We start from the raw sequence: 21,557 nt of genomic DNA, 5'->3' as shown, positions 1-21,557 counted from the left end.
AGCACTTTCCTCCTTTTATCTTTGACTATTCAGCATCTTCTTCCGTTGACTCTTCACTACTTTCTTCTTGACTTGTTTCTTCGCTGCTTGCGTCTTCAGCATTTTCTCCAATCACTGGCGCATTTTCCCAGGCTGGTTTGTCACCATTGTTAGTTGTGTCATATAAAGCTTGAGCGACCTCTTCTGTTTGATAGTACTCAACGATTTGTAAATATAGGGCGTTGTCTTGGTTTTCTTCAAGAGCTGCAATGACATTTCGGTAAGCTTCATTTAATTCTTCTGGATAATCCGCGTCAACGAAAATGGCTTCATCTAAGCTCAGTCCCGCATCTGTTGCGAAGTTTAAGTTGATGAACGCTGCTGCAACATCTGGTAACGATAAAGCTAATTGAGCTGCATCTAATTCTTCAAATTCCAAGTTTAATGGGTTATCTGTAATATCATTGACTGTTGCTAAAGGTCCAACTTCATCATCTACTTCAATGACACCGGCTAGTTCTAAGCCAAGTAAAGCACGTCCACCATTGGTTGGATCATTTGGAATAGCAATTGTATCGCCTTCTTGTAAGTCATCTAAAGATTCAATGTTTTCAGAGTAAGCACCCATTGGCGAAACAAAGGTATAACCAATGCCAGTTAGACTTCCGTCATTTGCTTCATTCCAGTCATCTAAAAAGGCAACGTGTTGGAAGGCATTTAAGTCTAGCGAACCGTCTTGTAATGCAATGTTTGGTTGAACATAGTCACTGAATAAAACTAAATCGACCGTGATTCCATCGGCTTCTGCCTTCTCAACAACGACATTCCAGACTTCTTCTGAAGGCCCAGGAACAATCCCAACTGATACTTCTTCACCTTCAAATTCACTTTGTGCTTGTACTGGAACACTTGCACCTACTAATAAACTTGCTGCTAATCCGACAACACTTAAACTTTTTAACCATTTTCTCATTTTCATCCCTCCTTGTTCATTGATATATTGACTGTTCTATTATTTGACATTTGAATTACTTTCGACATAAAATAAAGTACAAAAAAACTCCCATCCTATGAAAAGGACGAGAGTATAAACTTCGTGTTACCACCTTAATTTGTCATTTCATCACTGAAATAACCTCTACCAGTACATTTGTTTAAATAATATTAACTATATACTGTGGCATCTCTAACGGGTGCATCCGTTCATCCTTATTGCGTTACGCATTCAGAATGACCGCTCAGTAGCCATTTTCAACCGATCGTCACTTACTCACTTTCACCAAACGTGAGCTCTCTAAAAAGTTTGATTGATTTACTTTCCACATCAAAGCGTTTTATTTATCTGTTGAAACTATAATAGTACACAAATTTTACTTTGTCAAACATTTTATTAAAAAATATGTTAGACTTAAGAATATTATTAGAGGAGTTGATGAGAATGGATTATAAAAACATTAATAAACACTTACTAAACACGTCGGAGAATCTCATCCGACTTTTTAACGATCAAATCAGTCATATTGAAGGATTGTTATTTTTCAACGTTGGCGAACCAGATTTTCCGACCCCGGAAAATATTAAACAAGCAGCCATAAAATCAATCAATGCCGATCAAAGTTTCTATGCCCATTCTCGTGGTGTGTATGAATTGCGTGAGGCGATTCACCGTTACTTAAATCGTAAATATGATTTGGATTACTCACCGGATGATCAAATTATCGTTACAGCAGGTGCGACCCAAGCATTATATTTGGCGGTAACTGGCTTAGTGAATCCAGGCGACGAAGTCTTAGTCGTCGACCCGAACTATGTTATCTATAATACACAAATTTCTTTATCAGGCGCAAAAGCTGTAGCCATCGACGTTAGCTCAACTCAATTTAAGCTGACACCTGAATTGTTAGAAGAAGCCATTACAGATAAGACAAAGGCTTTGCTTTTAAATCACCCGACAAACCCTACGGGAGTTACTTATACTCATGATGAAATTGAAGCCTTAGCTGAAGTCATTAAAAAACACCAAATTTATGTCATTTCAGATGAAGTGTATTCAGAATTTAGTTACGGATCTAAGCATACATCGATGGCAAAATTTGCACCTGAATTAACTTTATTAATTAATGGAACGTCAAAATCCCATGCGATGACCGGATGGCGCTCTGCCTTCTTAGCGGGACCTGCAGAATTAATTAACTCAATCTACCCGTTGCATCAATCAGTTCTAACTGCCATTAGTACCCAAATTCAATATGCTAGTATCGAAGCTTATGATAATAGCGACGCCGAAATTCAACTCATGTTAGAAGACTATCAAGCACGCCGTGACTTTCTTATTGAAGGTTTAAGTGAATTGGAATATGACTTCATTGTTCCTGAAGGCGCATTTTATCTTTTCAGTAAAATTCCAGCTTGGTATGAAGGAGACGATTACCAATTCTGTCTAGATTTAGCCCATGAAGTTAAAATTGGTGTCACGCCTGCTCAAATTTTTGGTGAAGCTGGTCGCGGACACTTTAGAATCAGTTATGTTTCAAGTAAGGCCAATTTAAAAATATTACTCGAACAACTTAAAGCCTTCGAAACAGCCTATAAACAGAAGTAAATATAGATGAATAACAAAAGCACTCAACGCGGGTTGAGTGCTTTTTGTGATTTTGATTAAACTAGGATTCGTTTTAGATTCGAGTGATCGATTAGTGCTAATCAAGCATTCGTTTCAGATTCGAGTGATCGATTAGTGCTAATCAAGCATTCGTTTCAGATTCGAGTGATCGATTAGTGCTAATCAAGCATTCGTTTCAAATTCGAGTGATCGATTAGACGAATATACTGGTCCAATAATCGTGGACAACTCCAAACAAACTAATTTCATTCGTGGACTCCAGTTATTTCTGTCATAATAAACGCAGACACGGTGCGTCCATGACCTTGGAGTCAAATCTTACTTTTCAATTTGTTCGATCGTTTCTTTGGGAACGGATCCGTTCCCTTTCAATGACCCAACCATCATATAAAATCGCTCCGGCAAGGCTAAGTCAGAAATATCTTCCACATGTAAGGTAACAGCATCCTCTTCGCCTGCTTTCAATTTCTGCATTAAATCTGGTTCGACAATCGCTGCTGAGCCCATCGCAAGGATATCTACATAATTTAGCGCTTCTAACAACTTATCAAGACTTGTTAAATCCCCAGCGCCAATAAGTAATGTACGATCTGCTAATAATTCGTGGACAACTTCATTAATTACTTCACCTTTATGCTCACCGAGACGGGCTTTGTTTTTAAAGCCGTTAGGTCCAAATTGAGACACATGAATATAATCCACACCCAATTCAGCTACTTGGTCAATTAAATATAAGGCGTCGTCAAAGTTATAGCCAACTATCTCGCCATGAATCTCTTCTGGACTTATACGGTAACCAATGATGAAATCGTCTTTTGCGTATTCATTTGCTACTTCTTGAACGGCTTTAACTACAGCTAAAGGAAAGGCTGCTCGTTTCTCTCGATTTCCACCCCACTCATCCTCACGTTCGTTCGATAATTCTGAGAAGAATTGTTGAATTAAATAATGATTCGCCCCATGAATTTCTACACCATCAAAACCTGCTTCGATCGCACGTTTAGTAGCATCTGAAAAGTACTGTACAAATTCATAAACTTCTTCGTTTGTCATACCAGTGACTGGATAATCTAAGAAAACAAAGTCTTTTGTACTAGGTCCATACACTTTTTCTTCATCTTGATAGGAATACTTAGCTTGGCGACCTGGATGAAAAATCTGAAGCATTGCTTTTGCACCCTGTGCTTTCATAGTACTGGCTAATTTCTTCATACCAGGCATGTGCTCATCTGATTGGATACCTAAACCATAGCCAAAAGCATTACCAAATGGTCCTACATTCGCTGCTCCAGTTAATAATAAGGCTCCAGTTTGACTGCGTCGTTCAAAATATTTGATGTCATCATCACCGACAAAGCCCTCGTAAGTTGACCCTGCTGCCACCATTGGTGCCATCGCAAATCGCGATGAAAGCTGACTGCCATTAGGAAGGTTTACAGCTTGGAATAGTCTTTCATATTGCTGATTCATTAAATTTAGATTCCTCCTTTAGGGATCGCTTTATATTTTATTGAACATTTTCGCAAGCTGTTTGTATGAATTTAAGCGTTCGTTCTCACCATGAATTGGTGCATAAACCATTAATTCATCGATACCTAATAATTGTTGTTCTTCCTCTAAGATAGATTGAACTTTCTCAGGTGTCCCTTTAATTATGAAGCGTTTTTCATAATGATTATTTAAGTAATTTAATTCTTGTTCAGAATATTTATAATCTTTCAGCTCTTCGGGACTGACATTTTTAATCATACGTCCGCGTGACAAGGCCAATTGTGATAGTTCCATAGGTTTAGCCAAGTAATCAGCTTCTTCTTGTGTATCAGCCACGACAATTAAGTAACTGACCATCACAGATGGTTTTTCAAAGAAACGGCTAGCTTGAAATTCATTGCGGTATTGTTTGAATACTTCAGGGTCTGTTTCTAAACCAAAGAATTTCGCAAAACTATAGCCTAAGCCCATTTCTCCCGCTTTACTTGCAGATTGACCAGAAGATCCTAACATCCATGGTTGTGTTAAAGTCAATGTTCCTTGTGGCATCGCGTTCGTTCTTCCATAATAGCCATCTGCTTGTTGGTCTGATAAGTAATCCAGAATGATTTCAATCTTGTCGTATTGATCATCAAAAGAGTTAGGTTTACCTTGTGCCAGTGCAACAATTTCATTCGGACCACTTCCAGGTGCACGTCCGAGTCCAATATCAATGCGGTCGGGAGCTAATGCTGTTAAAGTTTTGAAGTTTTCTGCTATTTTCAATGGTGAGTAATGCATAATCATTGTTCCACCCGTACCTAAGCGGATTTTTGATGTCACCGCAGACATATAAGCTGCTAATAATTCTGGCGATGAACTTGCGTGGGTCGGTGAGTTATGATGTTCTGCAAACCAATAGCGTTTGTAATTTAACTTTTCTATCTCTTGAACAAAGCGCTTTGTTCGCTCAAATGCTGCCTCAGGGGTTTCTCCGTCATTTAATGTAACTAAATCGTGTACGCCTAATTCCATATATAAATCGTCCTCTCATATTGAATATTCTTATCTTCATTGTAACAAGTGAATAGATAAAAAGATTGTTATATGCTTTAAATTTAAGGAAATACTCCTTTGTACTAGGTAGTTATTTTACAATTAGGTGGTTTCATTATATGATTACTTAGATGATACTAACAAAAGGAGTGATTAGATGGCTGGGCATTCAAAATGGAAAAATATACAAAAACGAAAAAATGCACAAGATTCTAAAAAAGGTAAAATCTTCCAAAAGCTATCCCGTGAAATTTATGTAGCTGCAAAAAACGGCGGCGATCCAGATATGAATCCTTCACTGCGTCTCGTACTTGATAAAGCAAAAAGTGCGAATATGCCAAATGATAACGTTGAGCGAGCAATTAAGCGCGCAACGGATTCAGCTGATGGCGCAAACTATGATGAAGTTGTTTATGAAGGTTATGGACCGGGCGGAATTGGTGTCTTAGTTTATGGACTAACAGATAACCATAACCGTACAGGAACTAATATCCGTACAGCTTTTAATCATAATGGTGGTAATTTAGGTGAGAAAGGTTCTGTCGCTTTTCAATTTGAACGTAAAGGTTATATTGCAATTGAACGTGAAGGTTTAGAAGACGACGAAGATACTTTAATGATGAATATTCTTGAAGCGGGAGCCGAAGATATGGAAATGTCAGAAGATGTTGTTGAAGTTTACACAGCTCCAACTGATTTTACTGCTGTTCGTGATGCTTTAGCTGAAAACTACACTTTAGCTCAATCTGAATTAACGATGAAACCAAATATTTCTGTGCCACTTGATGAGGCACTTGTAGAAGATTTCGAAGCTATGATCGATATTATTGAAGATGACGATGATGTCACTGATGTTTATCATAATGCAGAGTATTAATAATCTTTAAATTATCAGGCCAGTGAGGTGCGCATGCATGTTGCTGGCCTATTTCTTAACTCATTTTAACTGAATAATTGCACATTTATCCATATCAATAGCAGTCTACTTAGATTAGCTTTATACTTTAATAAAGCTAATTGAAAGAGGTGCTCATAATGGAAACTTACTTTAAAATCAAAAGAGGGAAATTAGCTACAGCTATTTTCTTAATCATCGGCTTAGTCTTTACTTGGTATGGAGCCACATTTTCTCTTGTCCTTTTCCCGATGCTCGGCCAAGACAACTTTGATAATCAGTTAAGTATTATTGCGTTTATCCCCCTGATTTTTTTAATTATTGGACTCATTCTTTTGGGTTACTCGATTTATTCAATCGTCAACGCAACGTATATCACGGCTAGTGAGGATACAATTCAATATCACAAGGAGACTTATGATGTTAGTCGTATTCATCGTTTTGTCTATCGTTCTCGCTTTATTCGAAGAAAACGCGGAAATGATCATACTGAAGAAATCGTCATCGAAGGTGAAGATGGTGCGATGATTATGAATATTACGAATAAAAACATGCGGACTAAGAAAGTTCTAGAATTAATCAGGGAACATTATCCAAATATTCCCCTCATTACGGAATAAAATTTACGAATTAATCGACAATTTCGCCTTTGTGTCTATTATCTCGAATTAGAGGTTTACATTCATTCAAACACCCTTTATAATATAAACAGTAAGTTAATTATTTAGAAATAGAGGAGAATTTAATTATTATGGCAGAATTTAAACATGTAATCAAAAACCGTCGCTCAATCTACGCTTTAGGTACAAACAGCGAGTATTCAATCGAAGACATCGTAGCTACAATCCGTGAAACTCAAAAAGATGTTCCTTCAGCTTTCAACAGCCAAACATCACGTTTAGTTGTTTTAACTGGTGAAGCAAACACTAAACTTTGGAACTTAATCTTAGATGTTCAAAAAGAAGTTTTAGACCAAGCAACTTGGGACTTCATGTCACCAATTATGGAAGGTGCTAAAAACGGTATCGGTACAGTATTATTCTTCGAAGACCGCGATGCAGTGGCTAAAATGCCTACTCAAGGTCAACGTACTGAAGCATATAAAGAAAACAACTCAGCTAACTCACAATACGCTACTTGGTTAGCACTAGCTGAAATGAACTTAGGTGGATCACTACAACACTTTAACGTAGGCTACGAACAAGGATTTGATAAAGCAATCCGTGAACTATTCGCCCTACCAGAATCATACGAATTAGTGGCTCAAATGCCATTTGGTTCAGTTGAACAAGGTGCTGGCGAGAAAGAATATATCGATTCAGAAGTACAAGTTCAATTAATTAAATAATTTAAACAACAAACCCCCATCATTCAGTTGATGGGGGTTTTTACTTACGCTAGTCTGCTGAGTGACTTACGTAAAATATATAATGCGAATATAAATGTCATAACTTCAACAATCATCATCGTGAGCCACACACCGATAAGGTTAAACCACAAGGCCATCACAAGTAGCACCGGAATGATTAAAATAAAACCACGCAGTGCCGATAAGATAAGCGAAGATCTCGCTTGATTGATCGCTGCCAAATAATAAATCACAATAAAATTCATTCCCGTAAATAAGAATGACATAAAGTATAATGGAATCCCTTGAAGCGCAATCAGTGCCATCTCTTGATTTTGTTCACTATTAAAAATTGCTACTAACCCGTCTGGGAAAAAGAAACCTATCCCAAAAATAATTAAACTAAGGAATACCGCCGCAATGAGCGCAAGTTTTAACACATGTTTTAATTCTTTCGAATTTCCTTGCCCTAAGAACTTACTTGCTAGTGGTTGAAAACCTTGACCTAAGCCTGTAAATAAAGCAATTACTATAATATTAATGTTGGCAATAATTGCATAGGCTGATACAGCAATATTTCCAACCAATCTTAATAAGACAATATTGAATAAAAACATCACGACGGCCGAAGAAAACTCGTTAAAGAATGAAGAAAAGCCTAGACTCACAATGTCTTTAAGTTTCTTAATTTGCATACTTACTTTATTAAAGTGCAAGTGATGATCAATCCTGTGCCAATGTAAAGTTGCTACTAAAATCGACGTTATTGGTGAGAATACCGTCGCAATTGCCGCTCCTTTTAACTCCATTTGTAAAGGGAATATAAAGATATAGTCTAATACGATATTCACTAGCCCTCCAGTTAGCATCGCAATCATCGCAAGACGTGGATTATTATCATTTCTTAAAAATGAAATAAAGACAAAATTGACCATAAACAGCGGTGAAAAGAACATCAATATATCATAATAGCTTTTCGCTAGAGAATAAGTCCCTTCATTCGCACCTAAAAATCGCAAAATGGGTTCCGAGAACAAACTGGTACTCGCTGCGAAGATAATTGAACCAATAATAGTAAACATAAAAGTCATATTAAATAAACGGTTCGCATCCTCGAAATGCTTCTTACCTAAGGCAATTGCAAATAAAGTTGCCCCACCAATTCCAAACATCCAACCAATCCCATTAAATACATTAACCATTGGTAATACAATATTTAAAGCTGCTATACCCCGTGAACCAACACCATTTGCGATAAAGAATGTATCCGCAAAGATAAACAGCGATTGTCCCATCATACTTAACATCGCTAAGGATACATATTGCAAAAACTGCTTTCGCGTCGTTGACGCTTGATTACTTATGTCTACCATATTCATTTCCTCCTCAAACAAAAAAGACTCCCTCCCTTTTGTTTCTAAGACCTACACAAAAGGAAAAGAGCCTACTATTTCATCCGGTGATAAAATAATTGCTTTGCTTTAATTACAAGCATTGTAGCAACTTAATATTTTAAAGTCAAACCTCTCCGGATTTTTTAATTGGGTTGTTTTGAAAAGTAATAATCGACAGCGTATTTGAATGTCGCAAGTAAATGAGCTCGCGCTTCTTTCGCAATTGGCGTATTTGGTTGAATGATATCAAAGGCATGATACGCCCCTTCAAATAATTTAAAATGCACTGGCACGCCAGCCTCAAGTAAATGACTAATATAGCTGACTGTTTCATCGAAGAAAGGCTCCATTGTTCCAACATGTGTATAAGTTGGCGGTAAATTTGAATAATCTGTCGCTTGTGCTGGTGAAGCGTAGATAGGTAGGTTTTCTGCTTGGTAATCAGGACCTAAATACATCTTCCAAGCAACTTCATTATATTGGCTGTTCCATACTGGGCTATTCTCTATTTGCGCTGAAGCTGTCTGTCTACTTGCATCTAACATAGGGTATAAAGGGATTTGAAAGGCAATATTCACTTCCCCGCGGTCCCTTGCTAAAAGTGATAGAGCTGCAGTGAGTCCGCCACCCGCACTATCACCACCAATAAATAGTTGATCAGACCGGACACCGTACTCTGATGCAAGATCTTTTAACCATTGTAAAGCTAAGTAAGCATCTTCTAATGCCGCAGGATAAGGTGCATCGCCAGATAGTGTGTAATCGGGTGCAACGACAACAGATCCGCTTACTCTAATAAAGTCATCAATAAGACTTGCATCCTGCTCCGGTGCACCTAGTGAGTAGCCACCCCCATGAAGCCAGAGTAGCCCGGGTGCTTTATCAATTGAAGCATCCCATTGTTTACCTGAATGATTTAGAAAGATTTCTTTATCTGATGACATTCGTTCACGGGGTCGAAAGACGCATAATCGAAGCAATGATCCGTCTTTACGTGGAATCCACACTTCTGTTAAGCGATTGGGTCCTGAGTATTTACCATATAAAGCTTTTTGAGAAAAGCGCCCTAACTTTTTCATTTTTCGTTGATTCATCTTAGGTTGTAAACGACGAATCCATTTTCCTACTTGACGTAATTCTGGATGGAGCATATCTGTCGTTATTTTCATAATCTTCGCCTCCTTGTAATTTTATTGTACTGCACTTTATCCCAAGTTGCATTCGATACGATTTATTCGTTTGAGGAAATGTTGTAGAGAACGTGTTTTTCTAATAGGATTGGATTTTTAATTGACATCTTTGACCAATCCTGATATTATGGTTAAATAGTAATCATTACCATTTGCAATTTTAAATAAAAGGAGTTCAAAATGCGTATTAATATTTTAATGGAAAGCAAAGAAACTGGCGAGCGTTTATACTTAACAACGAAAAATCGCCGTAATAACCCTGATCGACTAGAACTAATGAAGTACTCACCAAAATTAAAACGTCGTACTTTATTCACAGAAGTTAAAAAATAAGGAGGATTTACATACTTGGCCAAAAAATCAAAACAAGCAAAATACGAAAAACAAATCGCCCTGGTAGAACAATATGCAGACCTACGTCGTGAGTTAAAAGCAGCGGGAGACTATGAAGGTTTAAGTAAATTACCCATTGATTCAAACCCTAACCGCTTAAAACTGCGCGATAAAATCGATGGCCGTCCACGAGGCTACATGCGAAAATTCGGAATGTCACGAGTTAACTTTAGAAAATATGCACATCTAGGGCAAATCCCGGGTGTTCATAAAGCCAGCTGGTAATTGAAGTAAAGGAGCAAATATCCATGGGAGCAATGAATGCATCAAGTGCTTATCGTCACTTAAAAAGTCCAAATATCAAAACTCGCAAACGCGCGTTAAAATTAATTAAAGAAGCAAAACGTAAAAAGAATTAAAGTTGTGATACACCTTGTAGACCGATTGGTTTATGAGGTGTTTTTTTGATTTTCCCTATATAAATACCCCCTAAATTCGTGAATGAATTTAAGGGGTGATTATAAATCTATCTAATTTGAACTGAGTATTATATGAAACCTCACGACAAGGGAAATTGGTCAGCTAACGGGATTTGTCATCTCATGACAAGGGAAATTGAACAGCTAACGGGACGGGTCATCGCATGACAGGGGAAATTAAACCGCTAACAGGACTGGTCATCGCATGACAGGGGAAATTAAACGACTAACGGGACTGGTCATCGCATGACAAGGGAAATTGAACAGCTAACGGGACTGGTCATCGCATGACAGGGGAAATTAAACGACTAACGGGACTGGTCATCTCATGACAAGGGAAATTGAACAGCTAACGGGACTGGTCATCTCATGACAGGGGAAATTAAACGACTAACGGGACTGGTCATCTCATGACAGGTCCCGTTAGACTATTCCTCCTAATAAGGAAAATACTTTATCGTTTTTTCTTAAACTGAGCCGTATCATGAAGCTATCTATATTTCGATTAGTCTTCTACTGAATACTTAACTTCAATGCTTTTAGATTTTCCTGCATAGCTTCAATATAGCCTAAGTCCTGGTCTTGAGGAGCTACTTCTAAATCGTATAATTGAGCGACCTCTACTCCGGTTTCCAAAGCAATCGTCTGAGCGATAGAAGTATTTCCTCCTTGTTGGTAGTAGATGATTGAAGCATCAATTTCGTCGATAATTTTAGCTATCTCACCAATCCGTGCTGGGCTTGGCTCGACCTCAGTTGATAATCCACCAACAGATATTTGCTCAAGTTGATAGCGATCGGCTAAGTAACCGAACGCTTCGTGTTGAACAACGAATGATCGATTCTTTGCATCAGCAAAAGCTTGCTCATAATCCTCATGTAAAGTTTGTAATTTCTGGTTGAAAGCTTCAGCGTTCGCTCTATATTCACTTTCTCCTTCAGGATCTGCTTGTATCAAGGCTTCTTGAATTCTATTTACTTGATCGATTGCTAAGACAGGGTCTAACCAACTATGAGGGTCCAGCTCATCGTGGTTATCAATATGTACGTTTAAAATTTCTGATTTGATGAGTACTTCACCATCATTATTCATTCCTAATGCTTGAACCGAAAAGCTGGAATTAGATGCTTCATATTCAAACAGTTCCGTCGTTTGATCTTCTACTCTCTGCCAGTCTTCCCCTGGATAGTTTACTTGCCATCGCCATTCCGTCACGGCTTCCGTTGAGTTAGCTTGCAGTGTTATCACATCGCCAGTATGATAATGATCGGATAAGCCGATAATTTCCACACCCATTGCCTCATAACCTTCCTCTTCTGCTTCAGTGAGATTTTGCTCTGAATGATTATGATGCTGTTCTGTTCCATTTCCACTCGCTTGGACAATTACAAGCTCTTCTTTGTCAAAATTGTTAAGTAGTGATTCAACCCAATGTTCCATTGTGTCACTACTATAAACAAATACATCTGCATTATTAACTGCCACAATATTATAGACACTTGGTTCATAGCCATGAGGACTCGCATTGTCTGTCACCAATTGACTGACGTTAATTCGATCACCTCCAACTTGTTTAACAAATTCATACATTGGATAAAATGAAGTAACAACAGTTATTTTTTCTTCTTCAGATTCATTAGCAAATGCAACCTTCGACATCCCTAGGTTATTTACGATTAACATGCTAATAAACATCACCATCAAGTGTTTGCTATATTTTTTTAATATCATACACAATCTCCTTTTCTAAATAGGACTGCAGTACAAAGTGCACTCTTAGTGGGCTAACATATCGTGGACTAAGCCTGAAGCATCTAGTTCAGAAGGATAGTATGTTGGCCAGTGATCAACCTCCTCTAGTAATTCATCACGATTATCCCCCCAATATAAATGAAAATGAGCGGAATCTGTCGGAGAAATACTATGGTCACTAAATTGAATAAACTCTGGCATATCCGCTGCTTGGCCATCTACTTTTTTGAAGATAAAACGCACTCCTCGATTACCACGATCATAAGTTAAAACTTCATAACCATCATATTCATATTGGGCACTTACTTCATTTTCATCTTCATAATAGAATGTAAACGTATCATCATTAATAACAATTCGATTCAAATCAGTTTCATAACCTGTCGTGTAATATTCTTTGTATGCTTGAGCTGTCATTGTGTCGTTCTCGCTAGCTTTAGATTCAAAAACTTCATCCAAATCCCCTGACTCAAGATAAGGATAGACCGATTGCCAATCGCCTTCCCAATCAGATAAGTCACGATCAGCTATCTCATCATTATAGAAGAATCCATTATAAATTCGTTCCCCATTCCCATCTTCATCCCCACTATGGTGGTCATCAATAACAACTTCGACCACTTCTGAATCTTCAATTAAATCTCCATTACTTTCTAGTAATGCAGCTTTAATTTGTAAACCATTAGTCGTAGCCTCTCTTGAAAATATCTGACTTGTTAAACCCGCTACGGGTTCCCACTCCGATGCTTCACTGTCCTTGATATACCATTGCCATGACCCTTCAGTCTCTCCCTCAATTGAAGCAACTAACTCAATCTCATCCCCCGTATGATAATGTTCCGCCAATCCTTCAATAGAGATCGACGTTGCTTTTTCTTGGCTCTCTGTTACTTGACTTTCCTGTGCTGTAACCATTGCTTCTCCCCCGGGCGCTATTGCCACCAAAGTTATGCTTGCCAACGAAATCAATAATACTTTTTTCATTTCTCATTCCACCTTTTCTGTAAATAGTAATAATTACTGTTTAGACTCTATATTTTATTTACCTATGTGTCAAGATATTTTTCTATAATATTGAATGAAAATTTATTCATATGATCCTACTTGTATAATATTTAACTATCTATATTAAAGCGATTAAATCGAACTATTCTAATGATACAAATTGATAAAACTAAAATATTTTCGTTAAAATTATCAAATTTATTCGCTTTAGAAATAAATGTAATTGACCACCCTGGTCAATAATGCTAGAATTCAAATAAGTTGACCAGTGTGGTCATTTATAGAAAGTAGGTGCTATATGTTTGAAAGTCAGCAATTTAATCGAATTGATGATGCAAAGAAGGAACGCATTCTAAGTGCAGCTTTTAAAGAATTTGCTGAGAAAGGGTTTGATGACGCTTCAACAAACCGGATTGCTAAGGAAGCGAATATTAGTAAGGGGAGTTTGTTTAATTACTTCAATAACAAAGAAGGTTTGTTTAAGTATTTAATTGAATTATCTTTAGAACGCATTGATACCATGTATTTTCAAAAGGTAAATTATGACATTACGGATATTTTTGAGCGGATTATTCATTTTTCAGAAATAAAAAATCAAGAATACCCTAGATTTAAAGATACGTTTGATTTTTTAGGTCATATTTTTGTAAATATATCCCGCTACACAACTATATGTGAAGGCTTACCGCAAGCTAAACTAGCGATTGAAAAGCAAGTTGATAAAGTATTAAATAAAGACATTGATTTAACTAAATTTCGTGAGGATATTGATGCGGAGAAAGCGTTGAATCTAATCTATTGGTCAATAGAAGGTTATCGGAATAAGCTTGTGACACAATTTTCTGATACGGATTTTACAGAAATCAATTCAGCAGACCTAACACCACATTACGATGAATTCTTTGCTTACATTCATTTATTGAAGACAATATATTATAAACCAGCATACGTTACTGACGGTTCTAAATAAGGAGGACAACATGTCAAAAGTCATTGAAGTAAAAAATTTAACGAAGAGCTTTGGAAATTTCACAGCCTTAGATAAAGTCAATTTAAATGTTAACAAAGGTGAAGTCCATGGCTTTATTGGGCCAAATGGTGCTGGTAAATCAACGACAATTCGAGTTCTGCTAGGTATGTTAAAAGCAGATTCGGGGCAAGTTAAAGTATTTGACCAAGATGCGTGGAAACAATCCGTTGATATTCATAGACGCATTGCCTATGTCCCAGGTGACGCAAATCTTTGGCCAAACCTCACTGGGGGTCAAACCATTGATCTGTTACTGAAGATGCATGGAGGTCCAGTGAACCAAACTCGTCTGGATGATTTAATTCAGCGTTTTGAACTTGACCCGACTAAGAAGAGTCGAACTTATTCAAAAGGAAACCGTCAGAAAGTTGTTTTAATCGCCGCTTTTGCAGCAGATGTGGATTTTTATATCTTAGATGAGCCTACTTCTGGATTGGATCCATTAATGGAACGGCTTTTCCAAGAGCTCGTCTTTGAAGCAAAGGAAAATGGTAAAAGTGTGCTCCTATCGAGTCATATCTTATCCGAAGTGGAACGTCTGTGTGATAGTGTGTCGATTATTCGTAAGGGCCAAATTATCGAGTCAGGCACACTCGATGAGTTGCGTCATTTAACTCGAAGTAAATTAACGATTCAAACTGAAATGCCAGTGCCTGGTTTGGCTCAATTAGAAGGTATCCATGATTTGGTGGAGATGGACGATAATCATTATCAAATGCAGATTGAAAGTCAGAGACTTAAAGCAATTATGCAACATCTTTCAGACTTTAATTTAGTTAAGTTAGAAAGCCAACCGCCAACTTTAGAAGATTTATTCCTACATCATTATGAGAATCCGCAAGGAGGTCAGTAATTTATGCTCACACAGCTTTTTAAAGAGACTGGCCGGATTTTTAGTTTATTATTTCGACAGCATCGACTAAATATATTTCTTTGGCTGGTTGGAATCGTTGGACTAACTATAAGTGTGGCTTACGTTTATCCGATGATTTATGAAAATCAAAGCGACTTAGTTGGCCTAGGTATTACAATGCAAAACCCAGCCATGACAGCAATGCTAGGTCCTGCACAGTCACCATCGAATTATACGGCTGCGATTGCTTTTGCTGGAGAGATGTTGTTATTTACAGCGATTGGCATGGCTGTTATGAACATTTTATTAGTAAGCACAACAACGCGGTTGGATGAAGAAGAAGGCCGGTTAGAGCTCGTTCAATCATTACCTGTTGGAAAATTATCCTATACTACCGCTTCGACTTTATTAATGCTTATACTCAATGGAGTCATAACAATAGTGATTGCGGTCGGTTTAGGTGTTATGGATAATGCAGATTTTACTTGGGAGGCTTCATTATTGTATGGAGCTGTTCTTGGGTCCACTGGGTTATTCTTTTCAGGAGCTACCATTGTCGCTGCTCAATTAAGTGAGACAACACGTGGAACTCGCGGGATTGCTTTCACTGTACTCATTCTTTCATATCTTATTCGTGCAGTTGGTGACGTTAGTAATGAAACTCTGTCACTTTTCTCACCATTAGGTTGGACTGTGCGTACTGAAGTGTTTGCGACGAATGAATGGTGGCCAATCATTGGATTAGCGGTTGGATCAGTAATTCTAATTGACGTTGGCTTTATATTAAATCGTCGTCGCGATATTTTTCAAGGACTACTACCGCAACGTCCAGGTAGAAAAAATGCTTCTTGGTTCTTAAAAACTTTACCAGGTTTTGTTTGGAGTCAAGAAAAGGTTAAACTCATTTCATGGGCTTTAGGAATTTTCCTTATAGCAGCAGCTTTTGGTGCAATCTTAGGTGATCTTGAAACGTACTTTGCTGACATGGATATTTTGCAAGCTTTTCTACCAAATTTAGACACTGCTACTTTAACTGAAGAATTTACACGATTATTGTTCGCGATTATGTCGCTATTTACTGGCATCCCGGCTGTTACGATGATCACGAGCCTGAAGCATGAGGAAGATATTGGGCGATTGGAAAATATATACAGTCGTTCTGTTTCACGCACGAAGTTGTTACTGACCTATTATTGTATCGGTTTAGTATTTATTGCAATTATGCAACTTTTAATGGCGATAGGTATTTACTACCCTGCCAGCCTTGTGATGGACGAACCTTTATCTCTAGTAACTTTTGTTGAAATGGCCTTGTTATATGTTCCTAGCATATGGTTCCTTTTAAGCTTGGCAACGTTCATACTCGGCTTTATTCCTAAAGTCATGCAATTAATTTGGCTTTACTTAACATTCTCTTTCATCGTGAGTTATTTAGGTGAACTTATGGAATTTCCAGAATGGTTAAATAACTTATCTGTCTTTTACCATACGCCAGTGGAATTCGATGGGTTCCCTCTACTTGTCATAATCGTTGTAGCTATTGTACTATCGGCGCTTGGTTTCATTGGATATAACCGCCGTGATTTGAAAAATTAATAGTAAAAAACCGCTAAAGCATTTTTCAACTTTAGCGGTTTTTCTAGTTTCTTTCTCTAATACGGTTACGGTAATCATTCACGAAGTTAGGCCAATCGGTCTTGATGACGTTGACTCCGTATTTTCTCATAATACTCCAGACATAAGTTTCACTACAAAGAATTGCGGCTGTATCGTCCAGCACATCGAATAGTTTATACTCTCTACCAAGGTGTTCAGAATTGGCAATAATCATCATATCTTGGTGAATCAGTTTATTTAACCAATTACTTTCTAGCAATGAATGATGATTTAAATCATCAATTCTTAAATCAACACCAATTAATCGAATATTTTCATAAGACTTTACTCGTTCAAAGTCAGCTTGTTCGTAGGCAATCGCAACGAATGGTATATTCACATTCGCTTCGTTTAACAACTCTAATGACTTTGGTTCAGCTGGTGCTTTTAGGAATAATAATTCTTTCTTACCTGATTTGATTAATATGTCAAAAAGAGCTTCATCATCCCAGTAATCTGACGTTCGATCTATATTTACAATATAATTTATTGGAAGCCAATCTAGAAAGTCTTCTAACTTTTCTACTCGGTAGCCAGATTTTTGTCCATTTGAATTGAGTAACACTAAAGAATCAATCTCTTCAGAGGTCATCTCTTCAAACTCTTTATCAACATCTAGTAACATTCTTACGACTAATTTATGAAATAAATAATACACGCCGTCAGCTGAGCGACATACGTCGACCTCTATAATATCTGCTCCCGCTTTTTTAGCGGTAATTGCAGCTTGACGGGTATTTTGAATTACATTCCCACCCCAGAATCCGCGGTGGGCCATAATTAAGAACTTTTTATCATCTTTGGTTTGTTTAATAATATTTTCACTCATTTTATTCTCTTTCTTTTAATTTTTCTATTAACTATTTTTTTAATTATATTTTCGATTAAGGCTAAAAATACCTGTCAGTTTGTAAAAGGTATACATTGCGAATATACTCATATTGTAATCGATTACCTACATTTGTCATTATAACACCGACTTGAGGGTAATGATATGCCTTTTCTATGTTTTCCTTAATGATATTAATAATATTCATTATCTAGTATTTAATAACGCTTGCACATTTTAATTCCGTGTGTTATCTTTGTATCACATTAGAAAAATTAAAATTCAAGGAGAAAACTAAATGATTCTGTTTACAAACACAAAATTAAACAACGTCGTCGTCGACGCTGTCAGGACTTAGCTTATTCGATAAAAATTCGAATATATGCCAAGTCCTATTCGTGTTTGTTGACAGAATAGGATTTTCTTTTTAAAAGCCCTATTCTATCCGCAAGATAGAATAGGGCTTTTTATTTTTCTATTGAAACTTAAAAAAGGGGATTATTATTATGAAACTAAGAAAAATGGGACTAAAATTACTATCAATGCTTACTTTAGGGGCTAGCTTAACGCCTGCTATGCCCACTGCAAATGCACAAGAACAGGAACCAATTCGCATTGGTGCGAATTTAGAACTCTCTGGATACGGATCAGCTTATGGTGTACCTATCATCGATAATCTGACATTAGCTGCTGAAGAAATCAATGAAGCGGGCGGTTTATTAGGTGGCCGCATGATCGAAATTATTGACTATGACAATACTTCGAACAAAACTGAAGCAACATCCATTGCGACACGCCTAGCCGGTGAAGATGTAGCAGCAGTTCTTGGCCCAGCAACATCAGATATGATTTATGCATCACGCCCTTCTGCCATTCAAAGCCAGTTACCGACAATGTATCCAGTTGGAACGTCTGATGATCTAACAATCGATGAGAATGGTGATGTAATAAGCAATATCTTCCGTTTAGCTTTTACGTATTCTTTCCAGGGTAAAGCTGCTGGTAGATATGCTATGGACGAATTAGGTGCAACAAACGCAGCAGTTATTACTGACCAATCCAATGATTATTCGGTTGGTTTAGCCGATCCTTTTAAAGCAGAATTCGAAGCTTTAGGTGGGACAATTACTGAAGAACTCTTCTACAACGCTGGCGAACAGGACTTTATGGGTCTATTGACTTCATTGGCTGCCCTTGATTTTGATGTTTTATATATACCTGGTTTCTTTAGTGAAGGTGGAATCATTGTTCGACAAGCGCGTGAAATGGGTCTAATGCAACCAATTCTAAGTGGACATGGCTTCGCAAGTGATACATTATTAGAAATTGCTGGCCCACAAAATGCAACAGACTTATATATTACTTCTCACTTCCATACTGGTAGTGAAAACCCAGGCGCTCAAGAATATGTTGCGAAATTCGAAGAACGTTACGGTGAATCACCTGACACATTTGATGCTTTAAGTTATGACGCTACCCACTTAATCTTCCAAGCCATTGAAGAAGCAGGAACAGATGACCCTGAAGCAATTCGCGAATCAATGGAAAATATTCAGTTTGAAGGAATCACTGGTGCATTCCAATATGATGAATACCATAATGCCGTAGAAACTGCCCCAATGTTACATTATATCGATGGAGAAGTAGCTGAAGTATTTGAAGTTGATGGGAACTAATAAATAGACAGATAAACGGAGCTTACTTCTAGTGAGTTCCGTTTTTTATTGTCATAAAACTATAGCACGAATAAAATCCATTAATAATGCTTGCACATTTAAATTCCATGTGATACCTTTGAATTACATTAGAAACCATTAAAATTTAAGGAGAAACTCCAATGCTTCTGTTATCAAACATGAAATTAAATAACGCCATTATTATTATTATTAACGGCCTCAGGACTTAGCTTATTCGAAAAAATCGAATAACTGCTCAGTCCTATTCATGTTTGAACACAGAATAGGAAAATCTTTTTAAAAGTCCTATTCTATCCGAAAGATAGATTAGGGCTTTTTATTTTTTCTATTGAATATTATAAAAAGGGATTATTATTATGAAATTAAGAAAACTAGGATTAACGTTACTTTCAATGCTTACTTTAGGGACAAGTTTAACACCTGCTATGACTACTGCACAGGCACAGGATCAAGAACCAATTCGCATTGGAGCAAACTTGGAACTGTCTGGTGTCGGATCAGCATACGCTGTACCAATGATGGATAATCTAACATTAGCTGCCGAGGAAGTTAATGAAGCGGGCGGTCTCTTAGGTGGTCGAATGGTCGAAATCGTAGAATACGATAACACATCGAATAAAGCAGAAGCAACTTCGATTGCGACTCGTTTAGCTAGTGAAGGTGTTTCTGTAGTTTTTGGTCCTGCAACGTCTGACCTAGTTTATGCATCCCGTCCAACTGCGGTTGAAAGTCAGTTACCAACTATGTATCCCGTAGGAACAGCAGACGATTTAGCTTTAGATGAGAACGGTGAAGTTATCAGTAATATCTTCCGTTTAGCCTTTACTTATACATTCCAAGGAAACGCAGCTGCAAGGTTTGCGATGGACGAATTAGGCGCAACCAATGCAGTGGTTATTACTGACCAATCAAAAGACTATTCTGTTGGTTTAGCTGAGCCTTTCAAAGCAGAATTTGAAAATTTAGGCGGAACAGTTGTTGACGAAGTGTTCTATAATGATGGCGAGCAAGACTTTATGGGCTTACTCACTTCAATTGCTGCCCTTGATTTCGATGTCTTATATGTCCCCGCCTTCTTCAGTGAAGCTGGAATCATCGTTCGCCAAGCACGTGAAATGGGTCTAATGCAACCAATTCTAAGTGGACATGGCTTCGCAAGTGATACTTTAACTGAAATTGCTGGCGCTCAAAACGCTACTGATCTTTACTTTACATCGCACTTCCATACAGGTAGTGACAATCCTGGTGCCCAAGAATACGTTGCGAAATTCGAAGAACGCTTCGGTCATGCACCCGATACATTCGACGCTTTAAGTTACGATAGCGCTCACTTAATCTTCCAAGCAATCGAAGAAGCAGGGTCAGATGATCCAACAGCGATCCGTGACGCTATGGAAAATATTCAATTCGAAGGCGTGACTGGATCATTCCAATACGATGACCTTCATAATGCCGTAAACTCCGCTCCTATGTTACATTTAGTAAACGGAGAAGTGACTGAGGAATATGTAGTGGATGGTAACTAACATAACATACAAACGGAGCTTACTTTATTGTAAGTTCCGTTTTTTTAACGAACCAAAAAAATAATCCTCACTCTTTACTAGAGTAAGGATTATTAAAAACCGATATCTTATTATGCCGAGGGCCGGAATCGAACCGGCACGGTAGTCACCCACCGCAGGATTTTAAGTCCTGTGCGTCTGCCAGTTCCGCCACCCCGGCAATAAAAAAAGTGGTTGGTCGTGACAACGACAAACAGAAGTATACCATCTAATTATATTATATGTCAATACTTTCTTCATAATTTTATTATAATAATTTAATTCCTCTGTTGTCAAATGAGAGTGTAAAATATCTTGTGTAAATAGAAAAAAGGAAGCCCCTTCTGTAGAATAGAGTTACCACACTACATTCACAGAAAAGAGGACTTCCCTATGAACAATCTTACTACAGATATCTTACAGA

20 protein-coding genes, 1 tRNA gene and 1 other annotated feature are annotated in these 21,557 nt (G+C 37.6%); of the genes, 12 read left to right on the top strand and 9 right to left on the bottom strand.

All coding sequences use genetic code 11. The features are described from left to right. Positions 1-25: 25 nt before the first annotated feature. Positions 26-952, bottom strand: a complete 927-nt coding sequence (locus tag ACEN33_RS03705) for a MetQ/NlpA family ABC transporter substrate-binding protein (RefSeq protein ID WP_407094608.1) — start codon at positions 950-952, stop codon at positions 26-28. A gap of 99 nt (positions 953-1,051) precedes the next feature. After that, positions 1,052-1,316 (bottom strand) — a binding site (T-box leader). Positions 1,317-1,417: 101 nt separating this feature from the next. Between ACEN33_RS03705 and ACEN33_RS03700 the strand changes: the two genes are divergently transcribed. Beyond that, a complete protein-coding gene (locus ACEN33_RS03700; protein ID WP_407094607.1) occupies positions 1,418-2,581 on the top strand; it encodes an aminotransferase class I/II-fold pyridoxal phosphate-dependent enzyme in 1,164 nt (387 codons plus the stop codon). A gap of 339 nt (positions 2,582-2,920) precedes the next feature. Here the strand turns inward: ACEN33_RS03700 and ACEN33_RS03695 are convergent, their stop codons facing one another. Together ACEN33_RS03695 and ACEN33_RS03690 are read right to left on the bottom strand one after the other, a co-directional pair. Beyond that, entirely contained in the window at positions 2,921-4,072 is a 1,152-nt protein-coding gene (locus ACEN33_RS03695) for an NADH-dependent flavin oxidoreductase (RefSeq protein WP_407094606.1), read from the bottom strand. A 30-nt stretch (positions 4,073-4,102) separates the two neighbouring features. Next, a complete protein-coding gene (locus ACEN33_RS03690; protein ID WP_407094605.1) occupies positions 4,103-5,107 on the bottom strand; it encodes an LLM class flavin-dependent oxidoreductase in 1,005 nt (334 codons plus the stop codon). A 178-nt stretch (positions 5,108-5,285) separates the two neighbouring features. Here ACEN33_RS03690 and ACEN33_RS03685 point away from each other — a divergent pair, with 178 nt between their 5' ends. From ACEN33_RS03685 to ACEN33_RS03675, 3 genes are all read left to right on the top strand, one after another. Continuing rightward, positions 5,286-6,005 (top strand): YebC/PmpR family DNA-binding transcriptional regulator, encoded by a 720-nt coding sequence (locus tag ACEN33_RS03685; protein ID WP_407089039.1) that lies wholly within the window; start codon positions 5,286-5,288, stop codon positions 6,003-6,005. 158 nt (positions 6,006-6,163) lie between these two features. Then, positions 6,164-6,643: a hypothetical protein gene (locus ACEN33_RS03680; RefSeq protein WP_407093624.1), complete on the top strand. Its 480-nt coding sequence runs from the start codon at positions 6,164-6,166 to the stop codon at positions 6,641-6,643. A 131-nt stretch (positions 6,644-6,774) separates the two neighbouring features. Continuing rightward, on the top strand, positions 6,775-7,371 hold the full coding sequence (locus ACEN33_RS03675) for a nitroreductase family protein (protein WP_407093625.1): 597 nt from the start codon (positions 6,775-6,777) through the stop codon (positions 7,369-7,371). A 44-nt stretch (positions 7,372-7,415) separates the two neighbouring features. Here the strand turns inward: ACEN33_RS03675 and ACEN33_RS03670 are convergent, their stop codons facing one another. After that, entirely contained in the window at positions 7,416-8,744 is a 1,329-nt protein-coding gene (locus ACEN33_RS03670) for an MATE family efflux transporter (RefSeq protein ID WP_407094604.1), read from the bottom strand. A gap of 164 nt (positions 8,745-8,908) precedes the next feature. Then, the gene (locus ACEN33_RS03665) at positions 8,909-9,934 is read right to left on the bottom strand and encodes an alpha/beta hydrolase (protein WP_407094603.1); all 1,026 of its coding nucleotides are present in this window, start codon (positions 9,932-9,934) and stop codon (positions 8,909-8,911) included. A 201-nt stretch (positions 9,935-10,135) separates the two neighbouring features. Between ACEN33_RS03665 and rpmG the strand changes: the two genes are divergently transcribed. From rpmG to ACEN33_RS03650, 3 genes are read left to right on the top strand one after another with little or no spacing between them, the layout of a single operon-like run. After that, complete coding sequence (gene rpmG / locus ACEN33_RS03660; protein ID WP_338487054.1) at positions 10,136-10,288, top strand: 50S ribosomal protein L33; 153 nt, start codon at positions 10,136-10,138, stop codon at positions 10,286-10,288. 15 nt (positions 10,289-10,303) lie between these two features. After that, a complete protein-coding gene (gene rpsN / locus ACEN33_RS03655) occupies positions 10,304-10,573 on the top strand; it encodes a 30S ribosomal protein S14 (RefSeq protein ID WP_138404918.1) in 270 nt (89 codons plus the stop codon). A 23-nt stretch (positions 10,574-10,596) separates the two neighbouring features. Continuing rightward, the gene (locus ACEN33_RS03650) at positions 10,597-10,707 is read left to right on the top strand and encodes a putative metal homeostasis protein (protein ID WP_171031333.1); all 111 of its coding nucleotides are present in this window, start codon (positions 10,597-10,599) and stop codon (positions 10,705-10,707) included. Positions 10,708-11,280: 573 nt separating this feature from the next. Here the strand turns inward: ACEN33_RS03650 and ACEN33_RS03645 are convergent. Both ACEN33_RS03645 and ACEN33_RS03640 read right to left on the bottom strand, forming a co-directional pair. After that, positions 11,281-12,498 carry a metal ABC transporter solute-binding protein, Zn/Mn family gene (locus ACEN33_RS03645; RefSeq protein ID WP_407094602.1) on the bottom strand — a complete coding sequence of 406 codons (1,218 nt, stop codon included), beginning with the start codon at positions 12,496-12,498 and terminating at the stop codon, positions 11,281-11,283. Positions 12,499-12,543: 45 nt separating this feature from the next. Then, positions 12,544-13,503 carry a metal-binding protein ZinT gene (locus tag ACEN33_RS03640; protein WP_138404920.1) on the bottom strand — a complete coding sequence of 320 codons (960 nt, stop codon included), beginning with the start codon at positions 13,501-13,503 and terminating at the stop codon, positions 12,544-12,546. A gap of 319 nt (positions 13,504-13,822) precedes the next feature. Here ACEN33_RS03640 and ACEN33_RS03635 point away from each other — a divergent pair, with 319 nt between their 5' ends. Genes ACEN33_RS03635 through ACEN33_RS03625 form a run of 3 tightly spaced genes read left to right on the top strand, consistent with a single transcriptional unit; the run spans position 13,823 to position 17,003 of the window. Then, a complete protein-coding gene (locus tag ACEN33_RS03635; RefSeq protein WP_407094601.1) occupies positions 13,823-14,494 on the top strand; it encodes a TetR/AcrR family transcriptional regulator in 672 nt (223 codons plus the stop codon). Between the two features lie 10 nt (positions 14,495-14,504). Beyond that, positions 14,505-15,407 carry an ATP-binding cassette domain-containing protein gene (locus ACEN33_RS03630; protein ID WP_407094600.1) on the top strand — a complete coding sequence of 301 codons (903 nt, stop codon included), beginning with the start codon at positions 14,505-14,507 and terminating at the stop codon, positions 15,405-15,407. 3 nt (positions 15,408-15,410) lie between these two features. Then, a complete protein-coding gene (locus ACEN33_RS03625; RefSeq protein ID WP_407093633.1) occupies positions 15,411-17,003 on the top strand; it encodes an ABC transporter permease in 1,593 nt (530 codons plus the stop codon). A 43-nt stretch (positions 17,004-17,046) separates the two neighbouring features. On the opposite strand, the gene ACEN33_RS03620 is transcribed toward ACEN33_RS03625, so the two are convergent. Further along, positions 17,047-17,892, bottom strand: coding sequence for a glycerophosphodiester phosphodiesterase family protein (locus tag ACEN33_RS03620; RefSeq protein WP_407093634.1), 846 nt, complete (start codon positions 17,890-17,892; stop codon positions 17,047-17,049). 506 nt (positions 17,893-18,398) lie between these two features. Between ACEN33_RS03620 and ACEN33_RS03615 the strand changes: the two genes are divergently transcribed. Together ACEN33_RS03615 and ACEN33_RS03610 are read left to right on the top strand one after the other, a co-directional pair. Then, the gene (locus ACEN33_RS03615; protein ID WP_407094599.1) at positions 18,399-19,568 is read left to right on the top strand and encodes an ABC transporter substrate-binding protein; all 1,170 of its coding nucleotides are present in this window, start codon (positions 18,399-18,401) and stop codon (positions 19,566-19,568) included. Positions 19,569-19,945: 377 nt separating this feature from the next. Further along, positions 19,946-21,115, top strand: coding sequence for an ABC transporter substrate-binding protein (locus ACEN33_RS03610; RefSeq protein WP_407094598.1), 1,170 nt, complete (start codon positions 19,946-19,948; stop codon positions 21,113-21,115). A gap of 113 nt (positions 21,116-21,228) precedes the next feature. Here the strand turns inward: ACEN33_RS03610 and ACEN33_RS03605 are convergent. Then, a tRNA-Leu gene (locus tag ACEN33_RS03605) sits at positions 21,229-21,314 on the bottom strand. Positions 21,315-21,557: the final 243 nt, after the last annotated feature.

The organism is Ruoffia sp. FAM 24228, assembly GCF_045528575.1.
In the GTDB taxonomy this organism is placed as follows: Bacteria; Bacillota; Bacilli; order Lactobacillales; family Aerococcaceae; genus Ruoffia; species Ruoffia halotolerans.
Note: the sequence above shows the minus strand (reverse complement) of the source record. Positions and strands in the feature narration are given on the sequence as shown.